General features: G+C 56.7%; 28 protein-coding genes and 3 pseudogenes. 9 read left to right on the forward strand and 22 right to left on the reverse strand.

Translation table 11 applies throughout. The features are described from left to right. Positions 1–175 precede the first annotated feature (175 nt). Both AC2FLZ_RS03685 and AC2FLZ_RS03690 read left to right on the forward strand, forming a co-directional pair. A pseudogene (locus AC2FLZ_RS03685) lies at positions 176–888 on the forward strand (IS6 family transposase). 52 nt (positions 889–940) lie between these two features. Further along, positions 941–1,015, forward strand: a pseudogene (locus AC2FLZ_RS03690) (IS6 family transposase); the annotation flags it as partial. A 66-nt stretch (positions 1,016–1,081) separates the two neighbouring features. On the opposite strand, the gene AC2FLZ_RS03695 reads toward AC2FLZ_RS03690, so the two are convergent. The 15 genes from AC2FLZ_RS03695 to AC2FLZ_RS03765 all read right to left on the reverse strand — a co-directional run bounded on the left by AC2FLZ_RS03695 (position 1,082) and on the right by AC2FLZ_RS03765 (position 16,258). Then, on the reverse strand, positions 1,082–1,777 hold the full coding sequence (locus AC2FLZ_RS03695) for an RraA family protein (protein ID WP_480607618.1): 696 nt from the start codon (positions 1,775–1,777) through the stop codon (positions 1,082–1,084). Next, positions 1,774–2,469, reverse strand: coding sequence for an alpha/beta fold hydrolase (locus AC2FLZ_RS03700; RefSeq protein ID WP_480607614.1), 696 nt, complete (start codon positions 2,467–2,469; stop codon positions 1,774–1,776). Before AC2FLZ_RS03700 ends, AC2FLZ_RS03695 begins: the two co-directional genes overlap by 4 nt. Further along, positions 2,466–3,590, reverse strand: a complete 1,125-nt coding sequence (locus AC2FLZ_RS03705; RefSeq protein WP_480477944.1) for a cobalamin-independent methionine synthase II family protein — start codon at positions 3,588–3,590, stop codon at positions 2,466–2,468. Before AC2FLZ_RS03705 ends, AC2FLZ_RS03700 begins: the two co-directional genes overlap by 4 nt. 102 nt (positions 3,591–3,692) lie before the next feature. Continuing rightward, positions 3,693–4,655 carry a cupin domain-containing protein gene (locus AC2FLZ_RS03710; RefSeq protein ID WP_496812018.1) on the reverse strand — a complete coding sequence of 321 codons (963 nt, stop codon included), beginning with the start codon at positions 4,653–4,655 and terminating at the stop codon, positions 3,693–3,695. A gap of 151 nt (positions 4,656–4,806) precedes the next feature. Next, entirely contained in the window at positions 4,807–5,781 is a 975-nt protein-coding gene (locus AC2FLZ_RS03715) for a nuclear transport factor 2 family protein (protein WP_480484715.1), read from the reverse strand. Further along, entirely contained in the window at positions 5,778–6,797 is a 1,020-nt protein-coding gene (locus tag AC2FLZ_RS03720; protein WP_480477938.1) for a LacI family DNA-binding transcriptional regulator, read from the reverse strand. The genes AC2FLZ_RS03715 and AC2FLZ_RS03720 overlap by 4 nt, the downstream gene beginning before the upstream one ends. Continuing rightward, entirely contained in the window at positions 6,797–7,564 is a 768-nt protein-coding gene (locus AC2FLZ_RS03725) for an SDR family NAD(P)-dependent oxidoreductase (protein WP_496881816.1), read from the reverse strand. Before AC2FLZ_RS03725 ends, AC2FLZ_RS03720 begins: the two co-directional genes overlap by 1 nt. Position 7,565: 1 nt before the next feature. Then, a complete protein-coding gene (locus AC2FLZ_RS03730) occupies positions 7,566–8,615 on the reverse strand; it encodes an ester cyclase (RefSeq protein ID WP_496808229.1) in 1,050 nt (349 codons plus the stop codon). Positions 8,616–8,698: 83 nt separating this feature from the next. Then, positions 8,699–10,039: a histidinol dehydrogenase gene (gene hisD / locus AC2FLZ_RS03735; RefSeq protein WP_496881817.1), complete on the reverse strand. Its 1,341-nt coding sequence runs from the start codon at positions 10,037–10,039 to the stop codon at positions 8,699–8,701. Positions 10,040–10,050: 11 nt separating this feature from the next. Then, positions 10,051–10,581 (reverse strand): ester cyclase, encoded by a 531-nt coding sequence (locus AC2FLZ_RS03740; protein WP_496808231.1) that lies wholly within the window; start codon positions 10,579–10,581, stop codon positions 10,051–10,053. A gap of 132 nt (positions 10,582–10,713) precedes the next feature. Next, positions 10,714–11,742 (reverse strand): ester cyclase, encoded by a 1,029-nt coding sequence (locus AC2FLZ_RS03745; RefSeq protein ID WP_480625601.1) that lies wholly within the window; start codon positions 11,740–11,742, stop codon positions 10,714–10,716. A gap of 179 nt (positions 11,743–11,921) precedes the next feature. Continuing rightward, positions 11,922–12,803, reverse strand: a complete 882-nt coding sequence (locus AC2FLZ_RS03750; RefSeq protein WP_480477928.1) for a carbohydrate ABC transporter permease — start codon at positions 12,801–12,803, stop codon at positions 11,922–11,924. Position 12,804: 1 nt separating this feature from the next. Next, on the reverse strand, positions 12,805–13,833 hold the full coding sequence (locus AC2FLZ_RS03755) for a carbohydrate ABC transporter permease (protein ID WP_496881818.1): 1,029 nt from the start codon (positions 13,831–13,833) through the stop codon (positions 12,805–12,807). Positions 13,834–13,898: 65 nt separating this feature from the next. Further along, positions 13,899–15,125, reverse strand: a complete 1,227-nt coding sequence (locus AC2FLZ_RS03760) for an ABC transporter substrate-binding protein (protein ID WP_496808235.1) — start codon at positions 15,123–15,125, stop codon at positions 13,899–13,901. An 83-nt stretch (positions 15,126–15,208) separates the two neighbouring features. Continuing rightward, positions 15,209–16,258, reverse strand: coding sequence for an ABC transporter ATP-binding protein (locus AC2FLZ_RS03765; RefSeq protein ID WP_480484721.1), 1,050 nt, complete (start codon positions 16,256–16,258; stop codon positions 15,209–15,211). Positions 16,259–16,418: 160 nt separating this feature from the next. Between AC2FLZ_RS03765 and AC2FLZ_RS03770 the strand changes: the two genes are divergently transcribed. From AC2FLZ_RS03770 to AC2FLZ_RS03785, 4 genes are all read left to right on the forward strand, one after another. Continuing rightward, positions 16,419–17,420, forward strand: a complete 1,002-nt coding sequence (locus tag AC2FLZ_RS03770) for a nuclear transport factor 2 family protein (protein WP_496881819.1) — start codon at positions 16,419–16,421, stop codon at positions 17,418–17,420. Beyond that, positions 17,417–18,301: an amidohydrolase family protein gene (locus AC2FLZ_RS03775; protein WP_480623366.1), complete on the forward strand. Its 885-nt coding sequence runs from the start codon at positions 17,417–17,419 to the stop codon at positions 18,299–18,301. The genes AC2FLZ_RS03770 and AC2FLZ_RS03775 overlap by 4 nt, the downstream gene beginning before the upstream one ends. A gap of 399 nt (positions 18,302–18,700) precedes the next feature. Beyond that, complete coding sequence (locus tag AC2FLZ_RS03780) at positions 18,701–19,342, forward strand: Crp/Fnr family transcriptional regulator (protein ID WP_496881820.1); 642 nt, start codon at positions 18,701–18,703, stop codon at positions 19,340–19,342. 65 nt (positions 19,343–19,407) lie between these two features. Beyond that, entirely contained in the window at positions 19,408–19,608 is a 201-nt protein-coding gene (locus AC2FLZ_RS03785; RefSeq protein WP_480520765.1) for a YgaP family membrane protein, read from the forward strand. Positions 19,609–19,860: 252 nt separating this feature from the next. Here AC2FLZ_RS03785 and AC2FLZ_RS03790 read toward each other — a convergent pair whose 3' ends face one another. Continuing rightward, a complete protein-coding gene (locus tag AC2FLZ_RS03790) occupies positions 19,861–20,394 on the reverse strand; it encodes an NAD-dependent epimerase/dehydratase family protein (RefSeq protein WP_480477912.1) in 534 nt (177 codons plus the stop codon). Positions 20,395–20,412: 18 nt separating this feature from the next. On the opposite strand from AC2FLZ_RS03790, the gene AC2FLZ_RS03795 reads away from it, so the two are divergent. Genes AC2FLZ_RS03795 through AC2FLZ_RS03805 form a run of 3 tightly spaced genes read left to right on the forward strand, consistent with a single transcriptional unit; the run spans position 20,413 to position 21,022 of the window. Next, positions 20,413–20,607 (forward strand): hypothetical protein, encoded by a 195-nt coding sequence (locus AC2FLZ_RS03795; protein WP_480477910.1) that lies wholly within the window; start codon positions 20,413–20,415, stop codon positions 20,605–20,607. A gap of 19 nt (positions 20,608–20,626) precedes the next feature. Beyond that, positions 20,627–20,797, forward strand: coding sequence for a hypothetical protein (locus AC2FLZ_RS03800; protein ID WP_480555753.1), 171 nt, complete (start codon positions 20,627–20,629; stop codon positions 20,795–20,797). Between the two features lie 48 nt (positions 20,798–20,845). Beyond that, positions 20,846–21,022 carry a MerR family transcriptional regulator gene (locus tag AC2FLZ_RS03805; RefSeq protein ID WP_480555809.1) on the forward strand — a complete coding sequence of 59 codons (177 nt, stop codon included), beginning with the start codon at positions 20,846–20,848 and terminating at the stop codon, positions 21,020–21,022. 218 nt (positions 21,023–21,240) lie between these two features. Here AC2FLZ_RS03805 and AC2FLZ_RS03810 read toward each other — a convergent pair whose 3' ends face one another. The 6 genes and pseudogenes from AC2FLZ_RS03810 to AC2FLZ_RS03835 form a co-directional block, all read right to left on the reverse strand. Further along, on the reverse strand, positions 21,241–21,402 hold the full coding sequence (locus AC2FLZ_RS03810) for a hypothetical protein (protein WP_480555755.1): 162 nt from the start codon (positions 21,400–21,402) through the stop codon (positions 21,241–21,243). Positions 21,403–21,463: 61 nt separating this feature from the next. Beyond that, the gene (locus AC2FLZ_RS03815) at positions 21,464–22,024 is read right to left on the reverse strand and encodes a DUF3833 domain-containing protein (RefSeq protein WP_480520763.1); all 561 of its coding nucleotides are present in this window, start codon (positions 22,022–22,024) and stop codon (positions 21,464–21,466) included. Next, entirely contained in the window at positions 22,021–23,247 is a 1,227-nt protein-coding gene (locus AC2FLZ_RS03820) for an MFS transporter (protein ID WP_480520761.1), read from the reverse strand. The genes AC2FLZ_RS03815 and AC2FLZ_RS03820 overlap by 4 nt, the downstream gene beginning before the upstream one ends. Then, the gene (locus AC2FLZ_RS03825; protein ID WP_480520759.1) at positions 23,247–23,741 is read right to left on the reverse strand and encodes a hypothetical protein; all 495 of its coding nucleotides are present in this window, start codon (positions 23,739–23,741) and stop codon (positions 23,247–23,249) included. Before AC2FLZ_RS03825 ends, AC2FLZ_RS03820 begins: the two co-directional genes overlap by 1 nt. Then, positions 23,734–24,150 (reverse strand): annotated as a pseudogene (locus AC2FLZ_RS03830) (class I SAM-dependent methyltransferase); the annotation flags it as partial. The gene AC2FLZ_RS03825 and the pseudogene AC2FLZ_RS03830, both read right to left, overlap by 8 nt. Before the next feature lie 28 nt (positions 24,151–24,178). Then, positions 24,179–25,522 carry an NAD(P)/FAD-dependent oxidoreductase gene (locus tag AC2FLZ_RS03835; RefSeq protein ID WP_496881821.1) on the reverse strand — a complete coding sequence of 448 codons (1,344 nt, stop codon included), beginning with the start codon at positions 25,520–25,522 and terminating at the stop codon, positions 24,179–24,181. Between the last annotated feature and the right edge of the window lie 88 nt (positions 25,523–25,610).

The following is a 25,610-nucleotide window of genomic DNA, read 5'->3' on the forward strand; positions in this document are numbered from 1 at the left end:
ATTCACCGATATGTTCAATGCCATCGGCCATGTATGCGACCTCTACTCGGCGCAAGAATGTCGGAACTACTTCAAGGCTGCTGGATATGTCTCAGGTTAAAGGCGGGACGCTTTAGGAATTGAGCAACAGGCATTGCCAAGTTGATCGCGCTGTCCTTTTCGGATAGCGCGTAACATGACCATACCGACTTCATTGCTGCGGCTGAAAGGCTTCCGTTTTCCTCGCGAAATCATCGCTTATGCGGCGTGGGCATATCATCGGTTTGCGCTCAGCTCGGCAGATGTGGAGGGTTTGTTGGGGGAGCGCGGCGTGATCGTCAGCCGCGAAGCCATTCGCCTTTGGGTGAACCGTTTAGGGTCTCAGTTTGCCGATTGTATCCGACGAGACCGGCCCCAGCCGCACGACAAATGGCATATGGACGAAGTGGTCGTCCCGATCAACGGCGTGAAACATTGGCTGTGGCGTGCAATCGATGGCAATGGAGATGTACTCGACATTCTGATCCAGCCTCGCCGCAATGCCAGAGCCGCAAAGCGTTTTTTCGGTCGATTTGTTGTTGCCTATGGCGAACCACGTGTCGTTATCACGGACAAGCTGCGTAGCTGTATACCAAGCCGTTCAAGGTCATCGCGCCGGGCGCCGACCATCGGGCGCACAAGGGGCTCAACAACCGGATCGAAGGGTCACACCGGCCGACGCAAAAGCGGGAAAAGATGATGGGTCGGTTCAAATCACTAACCTAAGAGCAACGATTTCTCGTCGCCCATAACCAAATCAATACGATCTTTCGTCCCCGCCGCTATCGCCTTTCCACTCTCTCCTACCGCCATGTCAGCGCCGACGCGTTCAAGCTGTGGCAAGGTTATGCTACCGGGCTATCGGCTTGATTGCGCGGTCTCACGCTTATTCCAATCCACTTCTGATGACTTGGCAATGCCGGTCAACATAATCCGCAAAGGTCAATTCACGCCTGGGCTCCGCCCGTTTCAGCAGTTTATCCAACTGGTAGGATAATCGCCTCTCCAGTTCCATCCTTTCAGTTCTCGAAGAAACTTGCGGAAGACCCAGACGGTCCCAAGTTTAAGTCCGAGAGGCTTCAAACGCCGCCCATGCTTTTTCGAAGGCATCGAAATCGAACCCGGTTGCGCGGGCGGGATCCAGAATCAGTTTTTCGGTTTCAAGCAACTTGATGATCGCCCGTTCAAGCTTGCCCACGACTTCGGGCGGGATAACCAGCGCGCCATGCCGGTCCGCGTGCACGAGATCGCCATCCTTGATCACAAGGCCGAAAACTGTCACCGGTGTGCCAATCTCTTTTACGTGCACAAACCCGTGGCTTGGCCCGACAGACCCTGCAACTACCGGGAATCCATCCGGCAGGTCGCCGAGGTCCCGCATCACGCCGTTGGTCAGAGCGCCGCTGATGCCAAAGCCTTTGTGGACCGTCGTATTGATCTCGCCCCAAAAGGCGCCGACGCAATCTGGATAATCAAGATCCTCAACCACGGTGACAGCCGGGCCACTCCCACTTGCCATATGCCTGTAATAGTCCATCCGACGTTGGCGGATCACCTCAGGCGGTTCTGACGGCGGGCTCACAGCAGCGATCTTCGCTGTACGGGCATATCCCACCATCGCCCCCGCATCGGGATCAGAACACAACATCGTGCCCCAGGTAAATTCACTGAATCCGCGCTTGCCCTGCGCCACTTCGATGGCGTTACAAACAGTCGGAGTGTCGACCTTTTTCAGCAGGTCCAGCAAGGATTGGTTCATATCATCTCCAGCCAGCGGATCAGGGCCGCCGTTGTTTGTTGCGGTTGTTCCAATGTCGGCAGGTGGCCGGCGTTTTCGATGATCTCCAACCGGCTTTGTGGCATCAGCTCGTGCATCAACTCATGCCTTGAGACAGGGCACAGGCCATCGTCGCGCCCACAGAGAATGAGTGCTGTGTCGGTGAAGTTGCGCAGAGTGTTGCTCTGGTCAGGGCGATCACGCAGGGCTTTGGATTGATTGACGAAAACGTCCGGGCCAAGATCCATGGCCATGTCCATGCACAAATCCAGAATGGCGGCGCGGCGCGGACCGTCCGTCAGGTAGTTCGGTTTCATCTCTTCGGCCATAACCTTGCGCAGGTTGCCACGTCCGACGGCCTCAATCTGAGGGCTGCGCGTTGCTTTGACCTCGTCCAATTCAGCAAGTGGGTTCGTGTCCATCAATGCCAGACCAGCCACACGGTCCGGTGCCTGACGCAGGATTTCCATTCCCACGATGCCGCCCATCGAGAGCCCCGCCAGAGCAAAGCGTTTGGGTGCATAGACTAACACATCGGCGGCCAGCGCCTGCATCGTTTCATGGCCTCCGATTGGTGGGCACAGGATCGGGTATTTGCCTGATAAAGCGTCAATCTGCGGAGCGAACAACCGCGCATCGCACATCATTCCGGGCAGGAGGACAAGTGGCGTCATTTGACCAGGGCAGCCCCTTCGGCAAGTGCGCCCAACTTGGCGTAGGCGATATCCGGATCTACCGCACCAAAGCCGGCAAAGGTGCCAAAGCCGCAGTCCGATCCGGCGATTACACGCTCAAGTCCAACGATTTTCGTAAACCGCTCGATACGCTGAGCAATCAGTTCCGGGTGTTCGACAAAATTGGTCGTGGTGTCCACCACACCGGGCACAAGAACCTTGTCATCCGGAATTTCACCCTTGCGGTCACGGAATACCGTCCATTCATGCGCGTGGCGCGGGTTCGAGGTTTCGAACAGTACATAGCGAGATTTGGTGGACATCAGCGTCGAAAACACCTTGTCCATGCCGATGTCGCAGCAATGTGGCCCCTCGTAATTGCCCCAGCAGATATGGACGCGCACCTTGTCGGCTGGGACATTTAGCAATGCGTGGTTCAATGCCTCAACATGCATGTTGGCGATTTTCACGAACTCGTCGTCGGACAGATCGGTGAACAGCATATGCCGCGACAGGGCCAGATCCGGGCAATCCAGCTGCAAATCCAGACCCGCACCAATGATGGTCTCATATTCTTCTTTCATCGCGTCGGCCAGCGCGGCCAGATAGGCCTCGCGCGTTGGGTAGAAGTCATTCTGCAGAAAAAGGGAAATTACCCCTGGGCTGGCGGCGTTCATAAAACCGCGCGCGACCCCGTGTTCGGTCATCGCCGCCTTGAGATTGTCTATGTCCTTCTGCAGCTCAACTTGCCCTATTGAGCGCACCTCGCCCACGCACATGGGCCGTGCATATTGGGGCGTGCCGCCATCATCCGCCAGACGTTGCAGATATCCGGGAAACATTTTGAGGTCCGCAGGCGCATTGCGCGGGCTGTCACCTGCAAAACCGGTATACCGGTCCTTGACGTAAGTGGCGTAAGAAATCTTTGAGGTCTCACCGTCCGAGACGATATCTACCCCAGCCTTGGCTTGTTTCCGCACGGTCTCGGACACGGCAGCGGTCATGCAGGCGTCAAATGCAGCCTGATCGAACGGTTCCTCTCGCTCGCGAGCAAAGATGAAATCAACGACCTTCTGATTTCGTGGCAGACTTCCCACATGGGTGGTTGAAACGCGGGTCATGTCTTCATCTCCTTCCAAATCTTGATCCAGCACCGGGCCGGAAACCCGGCGCTGGATGCGCTAAGCGCGCCCCGAATGAAACCGGGACACGCAATTTTGGCTTTATACACCCGTCCAGGTCGCGCCTGCCGGATCGTCGGTTGCGGTGATACGATACAGCCCCGCTTCTCCGGTCATCGACGGCTCGGCGCTGTAGCTTTCGCCGGGCAGAACCAGTGCGGTGTCGCCGTTGGACAGGGTGGTCTCGACCTCATTGATCCTGATGCGCCAATGGCCGCTGGCCGGCATCAGAACCACGGGTTTGTCCGCCTTGATCTGTTCGGCCACGGCCGAGCCACGGGTCAGGAAATCAACCTCGAACCCTGGCTTGTCCTTGATCAGGCCGTTTTCACCGATCACAACCGCAGGCTTGTCCGCCGCCAGCGCCATCAGGTCCCAGTAGCGGGCGACATATTTGCCGATCACCGCCTCAACGGGAACCTCGGGATAGGCTTTCAGTTCTTCCTCGGTCAGCAATGGCATGGGCTGCACATTGTGCGGCAGTTCCTCGCCCTTCTTGCTGTCATAGAGAACGCCATTGTTGCCCAGCACCAGGCCATGGGCCTGCGCGTCCTCGATCACCTGAGGCGCCCAGGTCACGCCGCCACCGGCATCGTCGCCCCCCAACATCGACATGATCATGCCATAGTCCTGGCCGACATTCTCGAACCCGCGGAAGATGCCGGTCGGGATGTTGAAGATGTCACCTTCTTCAGCGATGAACTCGCCCGCCGTGCCATAACGACCCCAGAAGAACCGCCATCGACCTTTAGCAACAAAGAACACCTCGGCGGTAGTGTGACTGTGCAGTGAGTTGCGGCATTTCGGCGGTTGCCCCGCTGCGCCGATGTTGAACCCGATCTTGTCGGTGATGTGGACGTGCTGATCCGGGCTTTCGCTGACGCCGCCGCCAATGATTGTAAAGTTCTCTTTCTGGTCTGAACCTGGCGTGTGGGCGTCGATGAACGCGGTTTTACAAGGCTTCAGTTCGCCATAACGGACGATGCGGCTTTCGATGGTACTCATATCTTTTCTCCTTTTGATTTGGGTTTGATGAAATCAATCCAAACCACCCGGCGGGCGATTGTTCAGCCGCCGGGCGCGCAGGCTGGCGCGATGGGCGTGGTACCGCCGCAACGCCTGCCCGGCATCCAGATTTGAGATACGGTGCGACATTCTAGAGATCACCGGTCTTCAGCAGAATCTGTTTCCAGATCGAGGTTTCGTCAAACAAGGTGTATTCTTTGCGCAGACCCCACGGACCGAACTCGGCGTGGCTGATGCCCAGCACAAAGACCTCGGCCCCTGTGGGCACGCCGAACACGCCCCAGCCGTCATGCTTGCCGTGCAAAGACCAGCGGATCGCGGCGCGCGGCGGCATCATCGGGTCGTCACGGCCGATCTGATGGTGGATCTTGAATTCGGCACGTGGGAACGCTGCGCGCAGACCCATCCAGAACCTATCAACCGGCCCCCAACTGTGGCCGGTCGTGCCGCCGGGATATTCTGACAGAACAGCGCGGTCGTATTCAGCCTCGATCACCCTCATATCGGCATTCATGATCCGGGTCAGGATATCCGCGTATTTCTGGCCCCATTCACTGTCATTGCCACGGCCTTTATAGGGGCCGGGCCTATCGTTCGCGGGCGTGAGGGGCTGCACGCAGGCGTCTGGCCCACCCTCGCGCGCGATCAGATCGCGGGCGTATTCCTTGGGATCCCAGCCCATCTGCTGCACGATCGCGCTCTGGTCGCGGATGAGCCACTCATCGTTGATCTGGTTGTTTATTGCGTGGCAGTCGGCAAGAATGCGGTAGATCAGTTTCTTGCCAGTCGCCTTGCCATAAACACCGTCACCGAGATGGCTCGCGGTGGATAAAAGGCGATGCGACGACAGCATGCCCTCTTCTGGCGTTCCCGACCAGATCACATCCTCGCCCAACAGTGTACGATCAGGGAACTCTGCAAGGGTCGCCATAGTGGCAGCAATGACATTCTGATTTCCGACAACCACCGACCCAGGCGAACGCACGACGATGTCCGGGGCATAATAGTCGTGCAGCGTCGCAATGCCGCGATCTTCCCAGATTTCTTTGGTGATTCCTATTATGTAATCGGGAAAGTCTTTGAATTTGGGATTAAATCCCTTCATGTCTTCCATCCTTCAGGTATGCGGGCGGAGCCTCGAACAATCAGCGGCCCGTCAATCTCGACCCGACGCGGGCCGGCATCGGGGTCCTCAATCTTGCCAAGCAGAATATCGACAGTTTCGGTGACCATGCGATTGGCAGGCTGTCGAATGGTGGTCAGGTTGTAGGCTGGCCATGAGGCGACAGTGACATCGTCGTACCCGATGACCGAAACGTCGCCCGGAACATTCAGCCCTAATTCGAACCGCAGCGTGTCCATCACGGAAATGGCCATGTGATCGTTGGCGACAAACACAGCATCAGGCGGATCGGCTTCGAACATCCTCAGCGTGGCTTGCCGGGCTTCTTCCGTCGAAAAATTTCCTACCTCACGGGCGTGCAGCGTAACCCCGGCTTTCTGCAAGGCGGCAACAAACCCTGTTTCGCGGTCACGCTGGGTCGAAGCTCCTTCCCACCCGGCGATATATCCAATCTTTTGGTGCCCAGCTGCCAACAGGAACTCAGCCGCCTTTCGACCACCGGCGACGTTGTCGGATGTAACTGACGACATTGCCGTGTCATCTTGTGCCCGATTGAACAACACCATCGGTATACCGGCCGTTCGGCAGCGGTCGGACAAATCCGAGGACAAAGCCACCGAAGCGGCGATGATCCCTTCGACCTGAAAGTCGAGTATTTCTTCGACCACATTGTCGATGTTTCCAGACTCATGCGAAGCCATGAATATCAGCACGTGGTATCCACGTTCCTGTAACGTGTTTGTCAGCTTCTCCAGCGCCTCGGGATAGAACTGGTTGTTCAGATAGGCCACGACAAGCCCGATGATCCGGCTTTTCCCGGACACCACAGCGCGGGCCAGAACGTTCGGGCGATAGCCCAGTTCCTTGGCCGCCTTGCGCACCTTTTCAACGGTTTTTTTCGATGCCGACGCGCCGGGGGTGAACACACGGCTGACCGCAGATTGGCTGACCCCGGCGAGACGGGCAACTTCCAGTGATGTAACTTTTTGTGTCGCCATCAGTCTGCCGTCCAACCTCCGTCAACTATCAATGCCGTGCCCGTCACCAGCGCCGACGCGTCCGAGGCCAGATAAACCACCGCCCCCATGATGTCCTCAATCTCTCCCGGGCGACCCAGTTTTATCTTGTCCAGAATCCAGGCCCGCTTATCCGGATCGTCGAAAGTCGACTTTGTCAGATCCGTCAGAATGAAGGTGGGGCAAATCGTGTTAACCCGGATCTTTGACGGTCCGAACTCAAGCGCCATCGCCTTGGTGAAGCCTTCAACCGCGAATTTCGACGCACAATAAACCGCGCGTTCGCGACCACCAACATGGCCCATCTGGCTAGAGATATTGATCAGTGAACCGGGACGGCCGACGTCGAGCAGGCCTTTGGCAACAGCCTTGGTCAGGAAATATGCACCTTTGACATTGACCCCTATCACCGCATCGAAATCTTCAGGCTGTGTTTCCACGGCCTTGCCGTGTCGGGCAAGCCCGGCTGAGTTCAGCAGAATATCGAACGGCCCATTTTGCGCTACAGCTTCAGCGGTTGCCGCCACGTCCGAAACATCCAGTTCCAGAACCCTGGCAGACCATCCCTGCGCCGACATATCTTTTGCAATATCCTGCAGCGCACCTGCACGGCGCGCTGCCAAAGTGACCTCAGCACCATGTTCCGCCAGCGCCACAGCGCAGGCCATGCCTATGCCCGACGAGGCTCCGGCGACCAAAGCTCGCTTGCCGCTCAGGTCGAAACTGGGGGTGCTGGGAAAATGTGGCATATCAGACCTCGCCGACCGGGAATGGGATGGTGCCCGGTACACGTGCCTTATTGAACTCACGCAGTCGGGCAAAAACATCTACGCCCAATTGCCGATACGCGTCCAGCAGATCGACCAACACCCAATTCTCGCGGATCAGCCCACCTTCCAGACGCCAGAAATCAAGTGACTTCAAAGTGATCCGTTTGCCCGAAGACGCAATCCCCATCCAGCCGTCATGGGTGACGGTCTGGATCATGTTCGGCCAGCCGGTCACAGCGGCGTAGTCGCCATCACCAAAAAAATGAAAGGTAATCTCGTCAGCGTGCTGGCCACGATCGGGCATTCCGTTGAGGAAGGGAACCTGGTGCCAGTTGCGGAATCCCGCGATACCGCGCGCTGTCCCGATCCCGGCGGGGCCGTACCAGTTCATGCGCGGATGCCAGAACCGCTCCATCTCCATCACTTCGGGCCCACCCTGGCTGGGGTGTTTCTCAAGATGTTTCAGCATGTCGACGATATGATTGCACGAGGCCAGAGATTTCACCTCATCCCACGGTCCGGATACAACGCCATCCAGAGACGCCGGGCCGGGGATGCAGAACTCCAGCCCCAGAGACGGGGCCATTGGCCAGGCATTCGCCTGCATCATGACTTCGGGAATATCCCAGAGTGTCTGGATCTCGACAACCTTGCCTTCTTCGAAACGGTAGAATTCGTGGAACCGCATATGGACCAAATGCCCGGTCGGCGGGATGTCCAGCCAGGGGGCGACAAAGGTGCCGAAGTAGTGGCCGCCGCAGCCGACCCAGTCGTTGCCCTGTTCTGTCCGACCACCCATGACGATCCAGTCGCGACGCTCAAGATCGGGCATGGATTTTAGTATCGGCGCATAACAGGTGTCATAGAGTCCCTGCGGGCCGGTCAGATCTCCGAATGGATACAACATGTGGATGGCAGCATCGGGCGCGATTACCGCCTCCAGCGCATCTCGTACCCCGGCTTCGTCGAATTTATACATAGCCTCGCGCAGGGGCGCGATCAGGGCCTTGTGGGTAGAGTGAGTATCCATTGCGAAATCTCGCATCGTGTTAACTTCTTATTCAAAAAATTCTGTAGCGCCCCGGTCGATTCCGGGCGAAAGAATCGTCCCGCTTACGAGGACGCCTCCGCCGTCTCGGGATATGGTGCGCCTTCACCATAGGGCACGTTGATGCCCCCGTAACGCCGGAGGCGGATGTTGCATTGTTCGGCATGGCCGACAAAGCCTTCCAGCATGCACAGGCGCGAGCCGTATTCGCCGATCATCGCCGCGGCCTCATCAGTGACGACTTTCTGATAGCTGTGGGTTTTCATGAATTTGCCGACCCAGAGCCCGCCGGTATAGCGCCCGGCCTTCTTGGTCGGCAGTGTATGATTGGTTCCGATCACCTTGTCGCCGTTGGCCACGTTGGTGCGCGGCCCCAGGAACAGCGCGCCATAACAGGTCATGTTTTCCAAAAACCAGTCGTCGCGGTCGGTCATGACCTGAACGTGCTCGGAGGCAATGTCTTCGGCCATTTGCAGCATCTCGTCATAGGTGTCGCAGACGATGACCTCGCCATATTCTTCCCAGCTGATTTTGGCGGTACCTGCGGTGGGCAGGATTCCGAGGATACGGTCGATCTCGCTCAGTGTTTCTTGGGCCAGCTTGTGCGAGTTGGTGACGAGAACGCAGGGGCTGTTATAGCCATGCTCGGCCTGTCCCAGCAAATCGGTCGCACAAAGCTCGGCATCTGCAGCAGTTTCATCGGCGATGACCATCGTCTCGGTCGGACCCGCGAAAAGATCGATACCGACGCGGCCAAACAGCTGGCGCTTGGCTTCGGCCACAAAGGCGTTGCCGGGGCCAACCAGCATGTGAACCGGATCAATGGTCTCAGTCCCGATCGCCATGGCGCCGATGGCCTGGATCCCACCCATCACGTAGATCTCGTGGGCACCGCCCAGATGCATCGCTGCGATTACGGCCGCATTGGGTTTGCCCTGAAACGGCGGGGTACATGCGATGATGCGCGGAACACCCGCAACCTTTGCTGTTGCGACCGACATATGCGCCGATGCCACCATCGGGAACTTGCCGCCCGGCACGTAGCAGCCAACCGACTGCACAGGGATGTTCTTGTGACCCAAAATCACTCCTGGCAGAGTTTCAACCTCGATATCCAGCATCGAGTCGCGTTGTGCCTGCGCAAAGTTCGTCACCTGCTTCTGCGCGAATTTGATATCGGCCAGTTCGCGTTCAGTCAGCGAGTTGATCAATTCGTCGATCTGATCCTGGCTTAGACGGAAGCATTCCGGCGAGTAATTGTCGAACTTCTCTGACAGCTCACGCACAGCGGTATCGCCGCGGGTTTCGATATCCGCCAGCGTTGCCTCGACAACAGCTCGGGTTTTGGCATCGTCTTCTGCTCGGTCAGCTTCTGGTTTGCCGCGTTTCAGGTATTCAATAGCCATTGTCTCTATCCTCAATTTTCAGGCCGGGGTGGAGTTTTTTCTCCCCGGTCAAATGCTTCCCAGCCTTCGCCATTGAACAGATCAACGCCAAGCTGCGTGGCGACATGGGCGAAGTCGACATTCACCCAATTGTCGATGATCTTGCCATCGACGACTTTCCAGAAATCCATGTAACGGATCTCGACCCGCTTTCCCGTCGGAGCGATGCCCAAGAACTCGCCCGAATGAGTCGCCTCCTGTCGGCCAAAAGCGGCAGCCCACTCGCCCATGTAAAGTCGGGCCTCGTCGATGCAGGTCTTATCAGAAAATGCTGCCTGGAACGGGCGCTGCCAGTTGTTCTGAAACTCCTTGAGCCCAGTTTTGGTGCCGCAGCCCTGGTTGCCGATCCAGCGGAACCCTTCGGCGAAGAATTCGCCGATATCGTCGATGCGGTGATCATTCAAACCATCGACCATGCCCTCGATCACGGCGCGGGTTTCGGTTGTCTTGCTCATGTCCGTGTCTTTGGTCAGCACGGCCTGTTCGGGGCGGGAGCCCTTCATGTGTTTTTTCCTTTTATGGTTACCAAGGGGTTTTCTGTGTCGACTGGGAAGGTCAGCCTGCTGTCAGAAAATCCCTTGGCATCCGGTTGAGCGCCGGGTGGCGCGCAATGGCGTTATGTCTGGCAGAACAGCTCATTGGGTCTGTTCAGAAATTTCGGCAAAAAGGTCGTAACCCAGTTGCAACAGCAGATGTGGAATATCGAGCATGCACCAGTTCTCGATGATCTTGCCGTCTGCGCAGCGCCACCAGTCGCAGTCACGCATAAAAACGCGCTTTCCCGTTGGCTCCAGGTCCAGGAAGGGTTTGACGTGGACGCCGGTGATCTGCGGCCAGCCGCACAGGAACGCATAGTCGCCATCCCCGGCCTTGCAATTCGAACCAACGCCGGTGACGCCTGCATCCGTGCCGTCGCCCCAGCCCTCGAACGTGTTTTCGAAAGGGGACTGGAAGCCGGCAAACGCATCCACTGTCGCATAAGAGCCTAGCCCGCCGGGACCGTACCACACCATTCGGTCATCCCAATAAGGTCGCCAGCTTTGGTCTTCGGTCGTCAGCTGTATTAGCATGTCCTCGACCAGATCTGCTGTGGCGCGTGACTGCGCTGGGTCTGATGGCCCAATGACGATGCCGTCATGAGTTGCCGGACCTGGCACGACACCTTCATAGCCCTGTAGGTTCAAAGGCCAGAGGCCGAGTGCGATGATCAGTTCTGCAAAGCCGAGGAAGACATAGGATTCGACGATCTTGCCATCTTCCATTCGGTGGAATTCACCAAACCGCAGAAATGCCAGTTTGCCACTGGGTGGAATACCACAAAGCGGTCGCGTGAAATGACCATGGAAATACCCGGTTGAGGTGACCCACTCGCTTCCCAGGTATTCGCCACCCGTGACCACATAGTTCTGACGGGTGAGCCCCTCGAACGCCTCTGATATCGCAAAGATGACAGAGCTGACGTAGCCGTTGCCATCGTGGGCTGCATTGATCGGATGGCTCGCTTCGGTAGTGGCCGTTGCGGCGAAAATCTCGCTGGCGGCCGTCTCCATGGTCTCGCCGAGGCCCTTATCAAAGCTTTCGAGAAACTGACGATAAAGCTGTTTGTTTTCAAACGTGGTTCCGGTAGCAATACCCATCGCTGGGCGATTTGCGCGCTTGTTCATGGCGCTTTCCTTTTTAGAACGTGTTCCTATTCGCTGTGACGGTGTGCTGGCACGAGGACCTGCGCGCATCAAAGCAAATGGAATTCGTCCCGGCCGACGGGCCCCGCGCGCAGCCAAGTTCAGGCTGGCTGCGTGCGCGTGGGCAGATACGGACTGAGGATGAGTGCGCCCCATTTGTGTCAGCCTTTCACAGCCCCGGCGGTCAGGCCGCCCACGATCTGACGCTGGAAGAACATCACCAGGAGGAACAGTGGAACTGTGGCTGAAACCACCGCCGCAACAGCAAACATCACGTTGCCCTCAGTCTGTGTTGTACCGAGGAAGGCGGCGATGGCAGGCACCATTGTGCGGTTGCTTTCGGACAGCAGCATCGCGCCCACAGCAAAATCGTTATAGGCCAACAGGAAGGAGAACAGCCCGGTGGTAATGACACCCGGCCACATCACCGGAATGATCACGCGTCGGAAAGCCTGAAACTGGTTGCATCCGTCGACCTTGGCACTTTCATCCAACTCGCTTGGGATGTTCTTGAAGAAGGAATGCAGCATCCACAGGGTGAACGGCTGGTTGATTGCCACCAGCACGATAATGGTGGTCGGAAGAATCCCCCAAACATTCCATTCAAAGAAGGGCAGAAGATATCCTGAGACCAGAGTGATTGGCGGCATTGCACGGAAAATCAACGCCGTGATCAAAAGCCAAAATGTGTAGTTATAGGTTGACCGCGAAAGGGCGTAACCCCCTAACGTTCCGATGGTCAGCGAGATGGTAACTACAAAGAAACACACGATCCCGGTGTTCAGAACATTGCGCCAGAACTCTTCCTGAATCCATGCGCCCTCATATCCGGTGGTGGTGAACGGCGAGCCATAAACCGCTTCGGTTCGGGCGCCGGTCAGGGCGTTGGTCCAGTCAGCGATCGAGAAGAAATCCAGCTCGACCTTGAACGATCCCCAAACCGTCCAAAGGAACGGAAAGGCGGCCAGGATAAACCAAAGGAGCACAAACAGGGACGAGGCGATCCGAAGGCTTGTAGGCATTCTTTGTGCGCGGCTGGCCATATTATCTCGCTCCTTTGAAATCGCGCCAGGTGCGGACAAGCACGGGCGACAGAAGAGTGGCGACCCCGATTATCGTCATCACAGAGGTAGCGGCAGCGGAAGACAGTTGCCGAGTCTCGCCACCGAGATCGTAAAAGATGAAGGTGCTGAGTGATTGCGCATGCGCTTGTGCGCTGAAGCCGATGATAGGTTCAAACACCTTGAAGTTATCCATCAACTGGATCAGCGCAACAAATGTGACCAGAGGCATGAGGTGGGGAACAACCACAAATTTGACCTGTTGCCAGCGCGTAGCCCCGTCGATCTGGGCAGCCTCGATCTGGTCTTGGGGCAAGGTTTGCAGACCAGCATAGAACACGACAAAGGCAAAAGGAGCGGCGTGCCAAACACCATAGACCATCAGTGCTACCCACATCAGCCCTGTTGAGGCTTTTAGGCTGAAATTCGGATCTCCGGCCAGATATACGAGGGCGTTTCCGATCACCCCGCGACTGTCAATCATCCAAAACAGGATGAGCGAACCGATCAGCGGGGTCACAATCATGGGCAGAAGAGAGAAAAAGATCATCAGACCCTTGAGTTGCCGGTGCAAAGAGTTGACCGCCAACGCAATCAACAGCCCCAATACAATTGTGAGCGGTGTCACGACAGCTACGAAGGTCAGCGTAAACGCCATTGCCCGATAAAAGGGCAAATTCCCGAGCTCCGAGAAAAACTCGCCCCAATTGTCACTCGAGGCCCAGATTTGACCAAACTCCTGTGTCGCCAGATGGCCTCGATTAAAGTAAATGTCCAATCCCACAAACCGGCCCAGAGGTTGCTCGGCGCGAAGGGCCGCAGTGGCCGCTTGATCAACAGTGGTCTCGGTTGTGCATCCGATAAGCGGGGTGCAGTTCTCAACCTCCAACAGAACGGCCGGGTGCGGGGCGAAAATCGATTGGGTCACCACCGAGACAATAGGCATGGCGATGAACAACAACATCGCAAGACCTGTGGGCAAGAAGAACCAAAGGAATGTCTTATGGCGCACGTTGCAATCCTCTCATCGGTGTGTTTGTGCGGACGCCGTTCAAGAACGCCCGCACAAGGCACATCTTATTGAAGGTAACCTTGCTCGATGGCGGCAGCCCGATAAGCAGCCTCGACATCGGCCAATGCCTGCTCGGCTGATTCCTTACCTTGCATGAAGTCCGCAAGTTCGTTGCCGAGCGCCGTGTGCATCAAGCCCATGTAAGGCAACATCGGATAGGGCAGTGTACCCATCTTGGCTGCCGCAAACACACCTTGGGCATCTTTACCAGGCTGGTAACCTTCGATAAGCCAGACTGCCAGAGGCGTGGTTTCATCATTCAGCATGTCCGGGCGGATGCCGTGCTTCATAGCAATGAACGTGGCCTCAGCTTCTTCATCCGGAATGTTTTTTCCGACAGTCCAACCGTCCCACCACAGGGTCGTCGCTGGTGTGGTGCCGCCGCCAACCGTCAGCGGAGCGCCAATCGCATGGCCATCGATCACCTCCTGTAGCACACCTTCGGTAGTGGTTTGCTGCGATGCGCGCGAGCCCCACATATTCATGATCGCAACGTTGCCAGCGCGGTATTCGGCATTGGTGGCATTAGAGTCATGCGTCAGGAAGTCGGGATTCATGTATTCCGACAAAGCCTTCATCATGTTCAGGGTGTTGACACCGGCCTCAGAATTCACGTTGGGTTCCGCCGTACCGGGTTTAAAATGGCTGCCGCCATAGCCAAGGAACATATTGTTGAATTCCTGCGCCAGGTTCCAACCCGATGCATAGGCTCCACCAACCGGGTTTTGCATGATGCCCTGCGCACGAATGGCCTCGGCCACCTCGAGCATTTCCTCATAGGTGGTCGGCACTTCGACGCCAGCCTGTTCCAGAACATCCTTGCGATACATCAGATGCTGCGCGTTCGCCATAAAGGCGACGGCCATGATGTTGTCGCCAATCTTGATCAGCTGCCCAGGCTGCAGGTCCTGGCCATATTTTTCCACCAGATCATTGAGCGGACGAATAACGTCTTCGTTCATCAGTGCCACAACCGAACTATTGGCGATGATTGCGGTTGTGTATTCCGACGGATTGCCTGACAGGCCAGCCACGTTGATGGTCTGGTGCTCGGATGTCAGGTTGGATTCTACCGGCGCTCCGGTGCATTCCTTTGCTCCGGCTGCGACGGCCTGGATGGCCGCAAATTCATTACCGACTATGTTGACACGTGCGCCGATTTCGCAGGCATATCCTGCGCTTGCGGCAAAGGCGGCTACCGAGCCGGCCAATGCAATATTCTTCAGAAACATCAATATTCCTCCCTAGATGGATGGGTGCATCTTCGAAGTCTGCACCCTGGATACCCCGTCCCAACGGGTGTCGTTTGCGGTTCTCAGCCTTCCAGGCGAGCCCCAGTTTGCGCATCAAACAGATGGCAGTGGTCGGTATGGATATGAATCGAGACCTGATCGTCGATTTCGGCCCGATAGGTTTTGTCGGCCTTGACCGAGACCAGCGCACCACCGATCCGAACCGAGACCATGGTGCTGTCGCCCAACAGCTCTTGTGTATAGATCGGTGCATTGATCTCGCCGCCGCTTTCCACAACATTGGCGTCCTCGGCGCGAAACCCCAGCGTGATAGGACCGTCGGGCGCGTTCAACCCGTGTACCTCAGTGCTTTTGGCGCGAAACACGCCACCCTGAACCTCGCCATCGACAAGGTTCATTGCCGGGTTGCCGATAAAGCTGGCGACAAAGGTGTTGGCGGGGGTGTCATATATATCGACCGGAGTACCGACCTGTTGCACGACACCCTGTTTCATGATCACCACCCGATCAGCCAGTGTCATAGCCTCGATCTGGTCGTGGGTGACATAGATCGTGGTGACCGCCAATTCGTGGCTGAGGTTCTTGATCTGTGCGCGGGTGGAAACGCGCAGTTTTGCGTCAAGGTTGGATAGTGGCTCGTCCATAAGGAACACGTTCGGCTCGCGCACTATGGCACGAGCCAAGGCAACCCTCTGACGCTGACCACCAGACAATTCCGCTGGCTTGCGGTGCAGGAAGTCATCCAACTCAACCATGGCCGAAGCGCGCCGCACTTTTTCGTCATGGGTAGCAGGGTCAATACCGCGAACTTTAAGCGGGAAGCGAATATTCTCGTAAACGTTCATGTTGGGGTACAGGGCGTATGACTGGAACACCATTGCAACGTCTCGGTCTTTGGGCTCCATGTCATTTACTCGGGCGCCGTCTATCAGGATGTCACCCTCAGATGCGTCCTCGAGGCCAGCAATCATGCGCATTGTCGTGGTCTTTCCGCAACCTGACGGCCCAAGAAGTACCAGAAATTCCTTGTCGGCTATTGTCAGGTCAAAATTGTCAACTCCGACAAACGATCCCCAACGCTTTCCAACATTGCGAAGTTGAATTTCGGCCATTCTGTCCTCCCTGCTGCACTCGTAGTGCATACGCTTGCAAAACCATAGACAACAAAAGAAACATCTGGCAAGCTTTTTTTGCATGCGTGTGCAAAAGCCGACTTCATCTTCCTCGCAATTCGCCCCTTGGCAGCGACTAAAGAACTGAAAGAAAATAATAATGTCCTATGAAATCCAAAAATCGATCATCTTGGATTACTACACGGCGCTCAGCAGCGTAAAAGAATCGGATATCGCCAACACGTTGTCTGAGTTCTGCACAGAAGACTACCTGTGGCGCGGTTTCCACCCGTTTGATGAGCTTCGGGGCACCCATGACGTAGCACAGGCATTCTGGCGTCCCCTGAAGCAAAGTCTAAGGAAAATGCAGCGCCGGATGGACGTGTTCATGGCCGGAAAAAACGAGATGGACGGATTCACCTTGGTCTGGGTTGTTTCAATGGGGCATCTGATGGGCCTGTTCGACAATGCGTGGCTGGGCATCGCCCCCACGGGCAAGATGGCGTTTTTGCGCTATTGTGAGTTCAACAAGATCGAGAATGGCAAGATCGCCGAAACGGCGATGTATTTCGACATCCCGCATTTCATGATGCAGGTCGGGTTGCAGCCCTTCCCGCCTCAAACTGCAGCCCATCTGGTTCAACCCGGACCGATGACGCATGACGGGTTGATGTTCAGCCCGCAGCCTGCCGAAGAAGGCGAGAAAACTCTCGACACGATCAATGCCATGATTTCCGATCTCGGCCAATGGAACAGCGGCCTGAGCCTTGAGGAAGAATTGCGCCAGACATGGAGCGAAGACATGATTTGGTGGGGGCCCGCAGGGATCGGTGCGACCTATACGATTGAGCGTTATGCAAAGCAGCACTCAGGCCCGTTCCGCGCATCCTTAACGGACCGCTCGAAGACCAAGCACATTTGCCGCTTGGCTGAGGGTCACTATGGCGGCTTTTTCGGCTGGCCGAATTTCACGGCGCGGCCCACCGGCGGGTTCATGGGTATGCCCGCCACAGGCAAGGCCGGTGAATTCCGTGTGATCGACATCTATCGTCGCGCGGGTGACAAGCTGGCCGAGAACTGGGTTTTCATTGACCTGCTGCACTTCTGGAAACAACAGGGTGTCGATATTTTGGGGTGCATGTCGAAAGTACCGCGAACATGACCGGCTGGATCGATGCCCATCACCACCTTTGGGACCTTGAAGCTGTAAACTACCCCTGGCTGATGGCGCGCGGGGTGGAAAGGTTCTTTGGCGACCCGACGCCGATTCAACGGAATTATCTACTGCGCGAGTTCCGGTCCGAAGCCGCGCCCTGCGGAGTCGGTGCCTCGATCCATATCCAGGTGGGGGCCAAAAACGGTCTGGACGAAGCCCGGTGGGTTCAAGCTGTCGCCGAAACCAATCCAGACTGGCCAATGGCGCAGGTTGTGTTCTGTGACCTGACCTCGGCTGACCTACACGCCCAGCTTGATACGTTTCAGGCCCTTCCAACTGTACGCGGTGTGCGCCAGATCGTCGGGCGCGCACCCGGAGAGGACGCGCAGACGGGAACCAATTTCCTGTTGGACGATCCGCGGTTTCTGGACGGACTGAATGAGGCTGGACGGCGTGACCTCAGCTTTGATCTGCAGCTCATTCCTGATTTGATCGGAAAAACCACCCGAGTTCTCGCGCAAGCCTCGAATACACGAGTCGCTCTATGCCATGCCGGATCACCATATGACCGCACTCCGGCGGGCCTGAAAAGCTGGGCTCAAAGATTGCGCGCTCTGTCCGATCTGCCGCACGTCTCATGCAAGCTCTCAGGTCTGGGCATGTTCGATCACAACTGGGCGCCTGAGAGTATTCGCCCGATCGTGGAGATTTGCCTTGAACAATTCGGACCAAAGAGGGTCATGTTTGGCTCGAATTTCCCGGTCGACAAACTCTATGGCAATTACACATCGCTGGTACAGGCTTACCGTGATCTGGTTCCGGCTGAGGCCCAATCGGCTGTGTTCAGAGAAACCGCCGCACACTTCTATGATCTCAAGATGCCCTGAGAATGCTATTCATCCTTGAAACAATAAGGTTCTGTCGCAGATTTCTTTGAGAACTGCACAGACGGAGCTGGAGAGGCGATTTTCCCGCCAGTTGTTAGGCCGGTAATCGGCTCTCAGGAGTCATCTCGACTTCCGCCCATCTGACAGCGATGACTTTGACGTTCCGGCACTCAAACGCAACGGGGACAGTCGTTCCGGGGAACCCGTAGGAATGGGGAAGCCTTCCTAAAGATAATGGAGCTCGTTTCGGACCCATGAGGTGTTGGTATTCAAGGCTTGAATTGACAGAATCTTCAACATTGATCCTGTGCAGATGGGTTCGTCACAGATTAATTGGGTTTGCCCGCGAGGGTCCCAAGGCAAAAAACCCGGAAGAGAGCGTGATACGGAGGTAAAGCAGTGACCCAACAGAACTGGAGCCAGGCAATTCTCGACCGGCTCAAGTCCGAAGGAAGTCGTCTGGCCATACCTGACGGATACCAACTGTTTGCACCGGGCGCTTACGATGAGGTGTTTTTGATCATTCGTTCGGGCATCGTCCGAGTGGAACAAACCAGCCCGTCAGGGCGGACCGTTGTTCTTTATCGGGTTGGCCCGTACGACAGTTGCGTTATGACGACCTCGTGCATGTTGTCGGACATCCCCTATTCAGGGTTCGGTTATGCCGAGGGGCCGGTGACGGCGCTGGCCATCGGGCGGGACAAGTTCAACACGTTGCTGGCCACAGATGCAGAATTTCGAGGTGCGGTCTTCATGGCGTTTTCACAACGCATTGTTGAACTGTCCGAGGTTATCGATGATCTTCTACTTAACCGGATGGACCTGAAATTGGCGCAGTGGCTTTTGGATCAAGGCGCACATTCGGGCGATATCCGCACCACGCACCAGCGCATTGCGGCCGAACTGGGCAGCGCACGCGAAGTCATGTCCCGTATCCTCAAGGATTTTGAACATCGGGGATGGGTCAGGCTTGAGCGAGGTGTGATTTATCTGCAGGATCGCCCAGCCCTGCACCACCATGCCAGAACGGGAGTTGTGTGACCTCGTCACATAACACGGTTTGGAAAACAGCGAATCTTGGACCAGATAATCAAGGAGATTCGACCATGCAATTCACGTCTAATGTTGGTTCTGTCGACCGGGTTCTGCGCCTGATCCTCGGTGGCGTGCTGATCCTTCTGGCACTGACCGGCACCATCGGCCCCTGGGGTTGGCTTGGAGCTGTGTTTGTGCTGACGGCCTTCATGAAATTCTGCCCGATTTATGCGCTTCTGGGTCTGTGCACCAACAAGCAAGCCAAGCCGTAACACGTCCTACCCTTGCCTCGCGCAACACTGGGATTCGTCTGGGTTCCGGCGTTGTGCGGCGGGCGCGGCGTTCCTCGGGGCATCCACTGTTGTCCATCCCCCAGCTGACAACCGGCACCAAATTCGAAAGGTGTCAGCATTCGGGCCAGCATGTCGCCTTCTACCCCTAGCACCAGACCGCTACGCAGTTGCACAACCCGGATGCCCATACCCACGATTGGCGCAGCGGCGCGCTCCCATGTGTCGCACACCTCATGGATGAAGACGGGGTGGTAGGTGTCGTCTTCGGTGAGGATCTCGTCTTGCCGCGGCCCATACCAGCCCACGGCGGAACCGGTGATTAGGCAAGATGGTTTTTGATCCAGCCTGCGGATCAGTGCGACGAAATCTTTCGTCATCACGACCCGAGACTGCAGGATGCGCGCGTTTCCGACGCGTCCAATGCGCGTTTGCCACCAGCTCACCTGCCAGATTGACGATGGCGTCAAAGCGCTCTGTGTTGTCAATTTGCTCGAGTGAGGTGATCAGGCGTACCGGATGGGGCAATGCGTCGGCCTTTTGCAGGTTGCGGGTCAGGACGGTGACGTGGTGGCCACCAGCAACCAGGGCCTCGACCAGACGTTGCCTGATGAAACCGGTGCCACCCGTGATCAGCAGATGTTGTCGGGGCGCGAGTTGCGTGACCAGAGAGGCCGCGTTGACGGCATTCAACCGCGTGCTGCGTGCGGCCGCCAGCAAATCGCGCGCGCTGAACAGCGCCACACCAAACGCGGCAAGGGTAGCCATGATGCTCCAACTGCCGTGATGGACAGCCATTCGCCGTCCAATTCGCCCTTCGTGCCGATGAAAACGATCTGGCTTCCAGGCGCTCGCACCGTCGAACAGATCGAAGGACTTGTGGAAGCTCTCTCGCACGGTGCGTTGCCGGAACCTGTCACGCAGCAGATCGAAGCCCTGATTGCACGTGAACCGGAAGACACGCCGGACAGGGCACGTTGAAAGAAACCCATTGCGGGCAGTGGGCGAACGCCTGATTTGTTTGCAACTGGCCTTTTTGCCTGAGCGCTACCATCTGGCAGTAGGGCATGCGGCGACCAATCTAATGGAAGTTGAGAGTCCTATTTATCCTATGCTGCACTGTCGTCGAAAGCCGATTGCTGAGAAGCTCTATAAAAGACGCTTGACCTGAAGTAGCTTCAGGACTGTAGGAGCCTGGGCGAAAGGGTCTGATAGTATGATGATTTCAGAAGTTGCCGGACTCACCGGGCTCAGCATCTCGACAATTCGCTTCCATGAGAAATCGGGGCTATGCCCTTCATCCAACGCGGCTCGGATGGCAAACGCAGGTTCAAGAAGACAGATGTCGATTGGTTGGAGTTATTGGCGTCACTTCGCTCGACAGGAGTGCCTTTGACGGAAATGCGATCTTTTGCAGAGCTCTACGCATCTGGCGACGGCAAGGTCCCTGAGCGCAAAGCTGTCCTGTTGGCGCATAGGCGACGACTTGACGACCATCTCGCCATGGCTCTGCTTGATTCCGGGTGTCTGTCTCATCTCCACTCCTTGGTGGTTACGATGTGCCAGAAACCCTCTCTTATCAAATCAACCTAAACTGTCCCATTCGCGCTGACGTCAGACAATATAGATCACACCCCAGATGCCAAAGCCCCACCCCGAGGGTTGATCCGGCCAGAAGTCCATGGTGACAGGAAACTGTTCGGGCCGGTAGCCTGCGAATTCATTTGTCATCAATGGCGACGGCTCAAACACAACAGACGCCAGTGCAACTGTCATCGCAAGAATGGGTAGATTTTGTTCATCAGGACAGGTCCTTCTGTTCGGGTCCCATCCCGGTTCAGCGTCGTGCTTCGTGGTCCGGGCGCATGGTCGCGATCAACTCGGCCACCTTGATGCCGAATTTGCGCATCTCGGACTTGTTCATGATGACTCCGTTTTCAGTTAGGTAAAGCCAGTCGGTTGCTGTCAGCGTGTGACCGCCCGCGTCTTCCGGCAGAATGATCTGGTACTCCATCTTGATTGTTGACCCAGAAACGACTCCTCGTGCCTCGCCGACAATGTCGTCGGCGGTGGCGGTGAACGTGTTGCCGTCGCTGAGCTTCAGGAACCATTTGCGACTTTGCTTTTTGCCGTTTGAATAGGTGAACTCTTCGCTCAGCGTACCAGTGTCGCCGTCCCATTCACCGACCATTCTGGCAACGAAGCTGTTCGTCATCTTTCCGGTTGGGCCATAAATCAGACCTTCGGAGAGGATTTCACCGCTCAGGTGGGTTTTGAGCGAAAAGGCAGGGCTTGTATCGGCATAGTCTGACGAGGTTTGTGCGCGAAAACTGAGAAACATGGACTTTGCCGCCATGACCAGAGCGGCAAGAATGAGCAGGGCAGTAAGGAGTTTCATTGGGTTGGGTTCTCCGTAGGAAGCGCCAGGACAAGCGCCAAGGCGCCGAGTTTCAGGATGCAGGGAAGGACGGCATAAGAGATGTTCAATGTATTCAGGGCCTCAGTGCTGTTTGTCGCGCCGGGTCTAAAGCCACTGCTTTCCAGCACGGGCAGAACAGCGAAAGCGGCCACAGCAAGGCCAAGTTTGCCCGCAAAGGACCAGATGCCAAAAGCTAACGATGCCTTTAGACCCGCCCGGGTCAGCGCCACCGAAAACATAGCCGGAAGGATAACCATATCGGCCCCCAGGGCGGCGCCGGATGCCAGGCAGATCACCGCAAAGCCAACCTGACTGCCGGGTGTTAGGAACGCGGCCCCGACAAAGCCGAGGATTGCCAAGGGCATGGCGACCAACAGCGTGGCCTTCGAGCCCATTCTTTGGCTCAGACGGGCCCATAGCGGCACGCTGAAACCTGCGCTGAGAAAGAACAGGATCAACAAGGGGCCGGCTTTGCCCGGCAGTTGTAAGCGGTCTTCCACGAAAAAAAGAAACAATGTCGAGGTAATGGCAACAGGTAGGCTGTTGACCAGTGCCAACACGAGAAGTCTCAGAGCGCCAGTTTGGCGTAGCGCACCAAGGGACATACGGTCGCCTTCGATGGGTTCGCGACGCCAGATCGGCAGGGTGATCACGGCAACGACAAGGGCCAGCGCTCCAAGAAACAGGCCAAACGCTTCGTATCCCTGACCGGTGGCCCCAAGGGTGACAAGGAAAGCCGGTGCAATGGCGGCAATCACCACGCCAGCCAGCATGCCACCCTCACGAAACGCCGCCAGCGTCATCAGAGAGCGTGGCGTCGGTGTGGCTGCCAGAGTGGCGCTGCGTCCATAGAGCAGGATCATGCCAAGACTGTAGGCCGAGAAGAGCAGAACAAGGATTGCCACCAGACGTGGCATCGCGTTTGGCCCCGGTTGAGCGGTGAATAGCAATGGAAAGCCGATCGCCAGCCCAAGCGCCGCGGCGCTGGCAAACAGGATTTGTGCCCGTGGCCAGCGGTCGATTGCCCAGCCAATCAGTGGGTCCTGAACAAGATCGACCAGCCGGATGACCAACAGGATCGTGCCAATTGCCCCCAGCCCGATGCCAAGCTCGACCGAAGCAAACCGCGGCAAGTGGATGTAAAGCGGAATGCCAGCCGCGGCCAGCATCAGCGCATAGAGGCTGACACGCGGGTAAAGCATCACTCGCCCTTCAGTTTCCGGGTGAAGGATTCCGAACGTGTGTTTTCGCCAAGAAAGATCGACATGAACCTGTTCTTGATCCTAGGATGGCTTAGCGTGCAAACCCGTTTTCCATTGTGCCAGAACCCGATTTGGTTTGGCCCCTTGGAGATGGCGACATAGCGGTCACCCTTGCGTACATCGTTGAAACACATTTCCAACTGGCCGCGCGCCGGCAGGGTGGCCCCGGTACGGCTCAGTTCGCGCATGGTGGCTTCGACCAGATCAAGTTCTGTCAGGTTGCGGAGGTATTTCAGCTCGAGCCCGAAATCCTTGCTCCAGTCCAGAGGTGCTCCGGACTTGGTGAAGAGCTGAGCTTCGTAGAGCGGGAGGCCTATATAACGAAAAGTTGCCGTGCCGCGCGTTTCGGCATCGGGCAGCACAGATTTGATTGCGGACGCCTGCGTACCCGTGGGCGACGCGAGCAAGGCAAAAGCAAAGACAAAACTACGCATGGGCCATCTCCACTTGAACGACATTGGTATGCCCCACGGCAAAGGACGCGGCACAGATCTCGAGATAGTACTGCCAGTTGCGGAAGAAGCTCTCGCCATATCCCAGTTCCGAAACGCGACGCTTTTGCGCGGTAAGGTTATTGGCCCAGTTCCGACAGGTTCGGGCATAATCCTGCCCGAAAGCAAAGCTGTCGCAAGCTGTGAATCCAGCGTTACTGGCTTGGGCCTCGATAACACGGTCCGACAGCAGCATGCCGCCAGGGAAAACGTATTGGCGGATGTAATCGGACGAGGACTTGTATGTGTCAAAAAAGCTGTCTTTGACGGTGATCGCTTGCAACAACACGCGCCCACCCTCGGCCAAGCTGCGCTTGAGCGTTGCAAAGTAGCTGGGCCAGTAGCGCTCGCCCTCGGGGGTGCGCAGGATCAGCTGCCCGTCATGCAGTCGCTCGCAGGTCGATAGAAAATTCGATTTCAGAGCCTTGTTGATCAAGCGCATTTTCCATTCCTGTGATTAGGTGACGTTCATTCAGGGCGCGCACGACGCGCATTGCACTGGCGATACCGTCCTCGTGAAACCCGTGCCGGTTCCATGCTCCGGCAAACCATGTCCGGTTGCGTCCCTGCATTTCCCGAATGTCGCGCTGTGCCTTGAGCGCTGCCTTGTCAAACATCGGGTGGGCGAAGTTCGCTACGTCATAAACTTTGTCCTGAGGGATCTCGGTCGACGGGTTCAGGGTGACGAACAGGGGATCGGATTCAGGGATATTCTGCAGCCTGTTCATCCAATAAGTGAGGCCGATGTCGCCATCCTGCGACCGGTACGCCCAGCTCGACCAGCAGGCGCGCCGCCGGGGCATCTGATTTTCATCACAATGCAGAACAGCCGTATTGGGTTGATAGCGGATGTTACCAAGAGCGGCTGCTTCGGCGTGTGTCGCGTCTTGCCCCAAGATCTGGAGGGCCTGGTCCGAATGGCAAGCCATGATGATCTCGTCAAAAGAAGCCGATAGGCCCTTGTCAGCAAAGATGCGCACTTCATGCGTGTCGCGCTGGACATGCCGAACCGGTGCATCGGTGCGAATGACACAGCCGCGAGCCAGAAGCGCGGATTCCAACCGGCGGACATATTCGATGCTGCCACCTTTCACCGTCCACCACTGATGTTCGCCAGATCCGGCTAAAAGTGCGTGGTTGCGGAAGAATTGTACCAGCGATTTCGCCGGGAATTGGTCTATATCTTCAACCGGGGTTGACCAGATCGCTCCGCACATCGGCATCAGGTAGTTGTTGCGGAACCAATCGCCGAGGCCCAGCTCCTCGACCAGTTCACCAATGGTCTTGTTGTCATCCGTAGCGGCAGCCTCGGCACGCTTTCCAAAGCGAATGATGTCCGCAATCATCTTGTAAAACTGCGGTCGCAGCAGGTTACGTTTTTGCGCAGTGATCGATCCCACGTTGTTCAGACCGTATTCCAGCCAGCCATCATTGATGCTGGCGCCAAAACTCATCACGCTCTTGATCACCGGAACGTCGAGATCACGGAACAGCCGCGTCAGGTAGGGATAGGTTACGTAGTTGAACACGATGAAACCGGTGTCGACCGGTTGGTCGCCGTTCTTGCCCGCCATCACGGTTCGGGCATGCCCGCCTAGACGCGGGGATGCTTCAAACAGGGTGACGTCATGGTAGGGCGCCAGATAATAGGCGGACGAGAGGCCCGATATACCACCGCCGACAATTGCGATTTTCTTTCTTGGGCCGTGAATCTGATCGAACATGCCGTCCTCATCTTTACAACGTTATGAGGCTGTTACGCGGCGCCGGTCAAATTGGATCAGAAAAGCACGAGAATAGTTTTCAACGCGT

It is taken from the genome of Ruegeria sp. YKSF131, assembly GCF_059612645.1.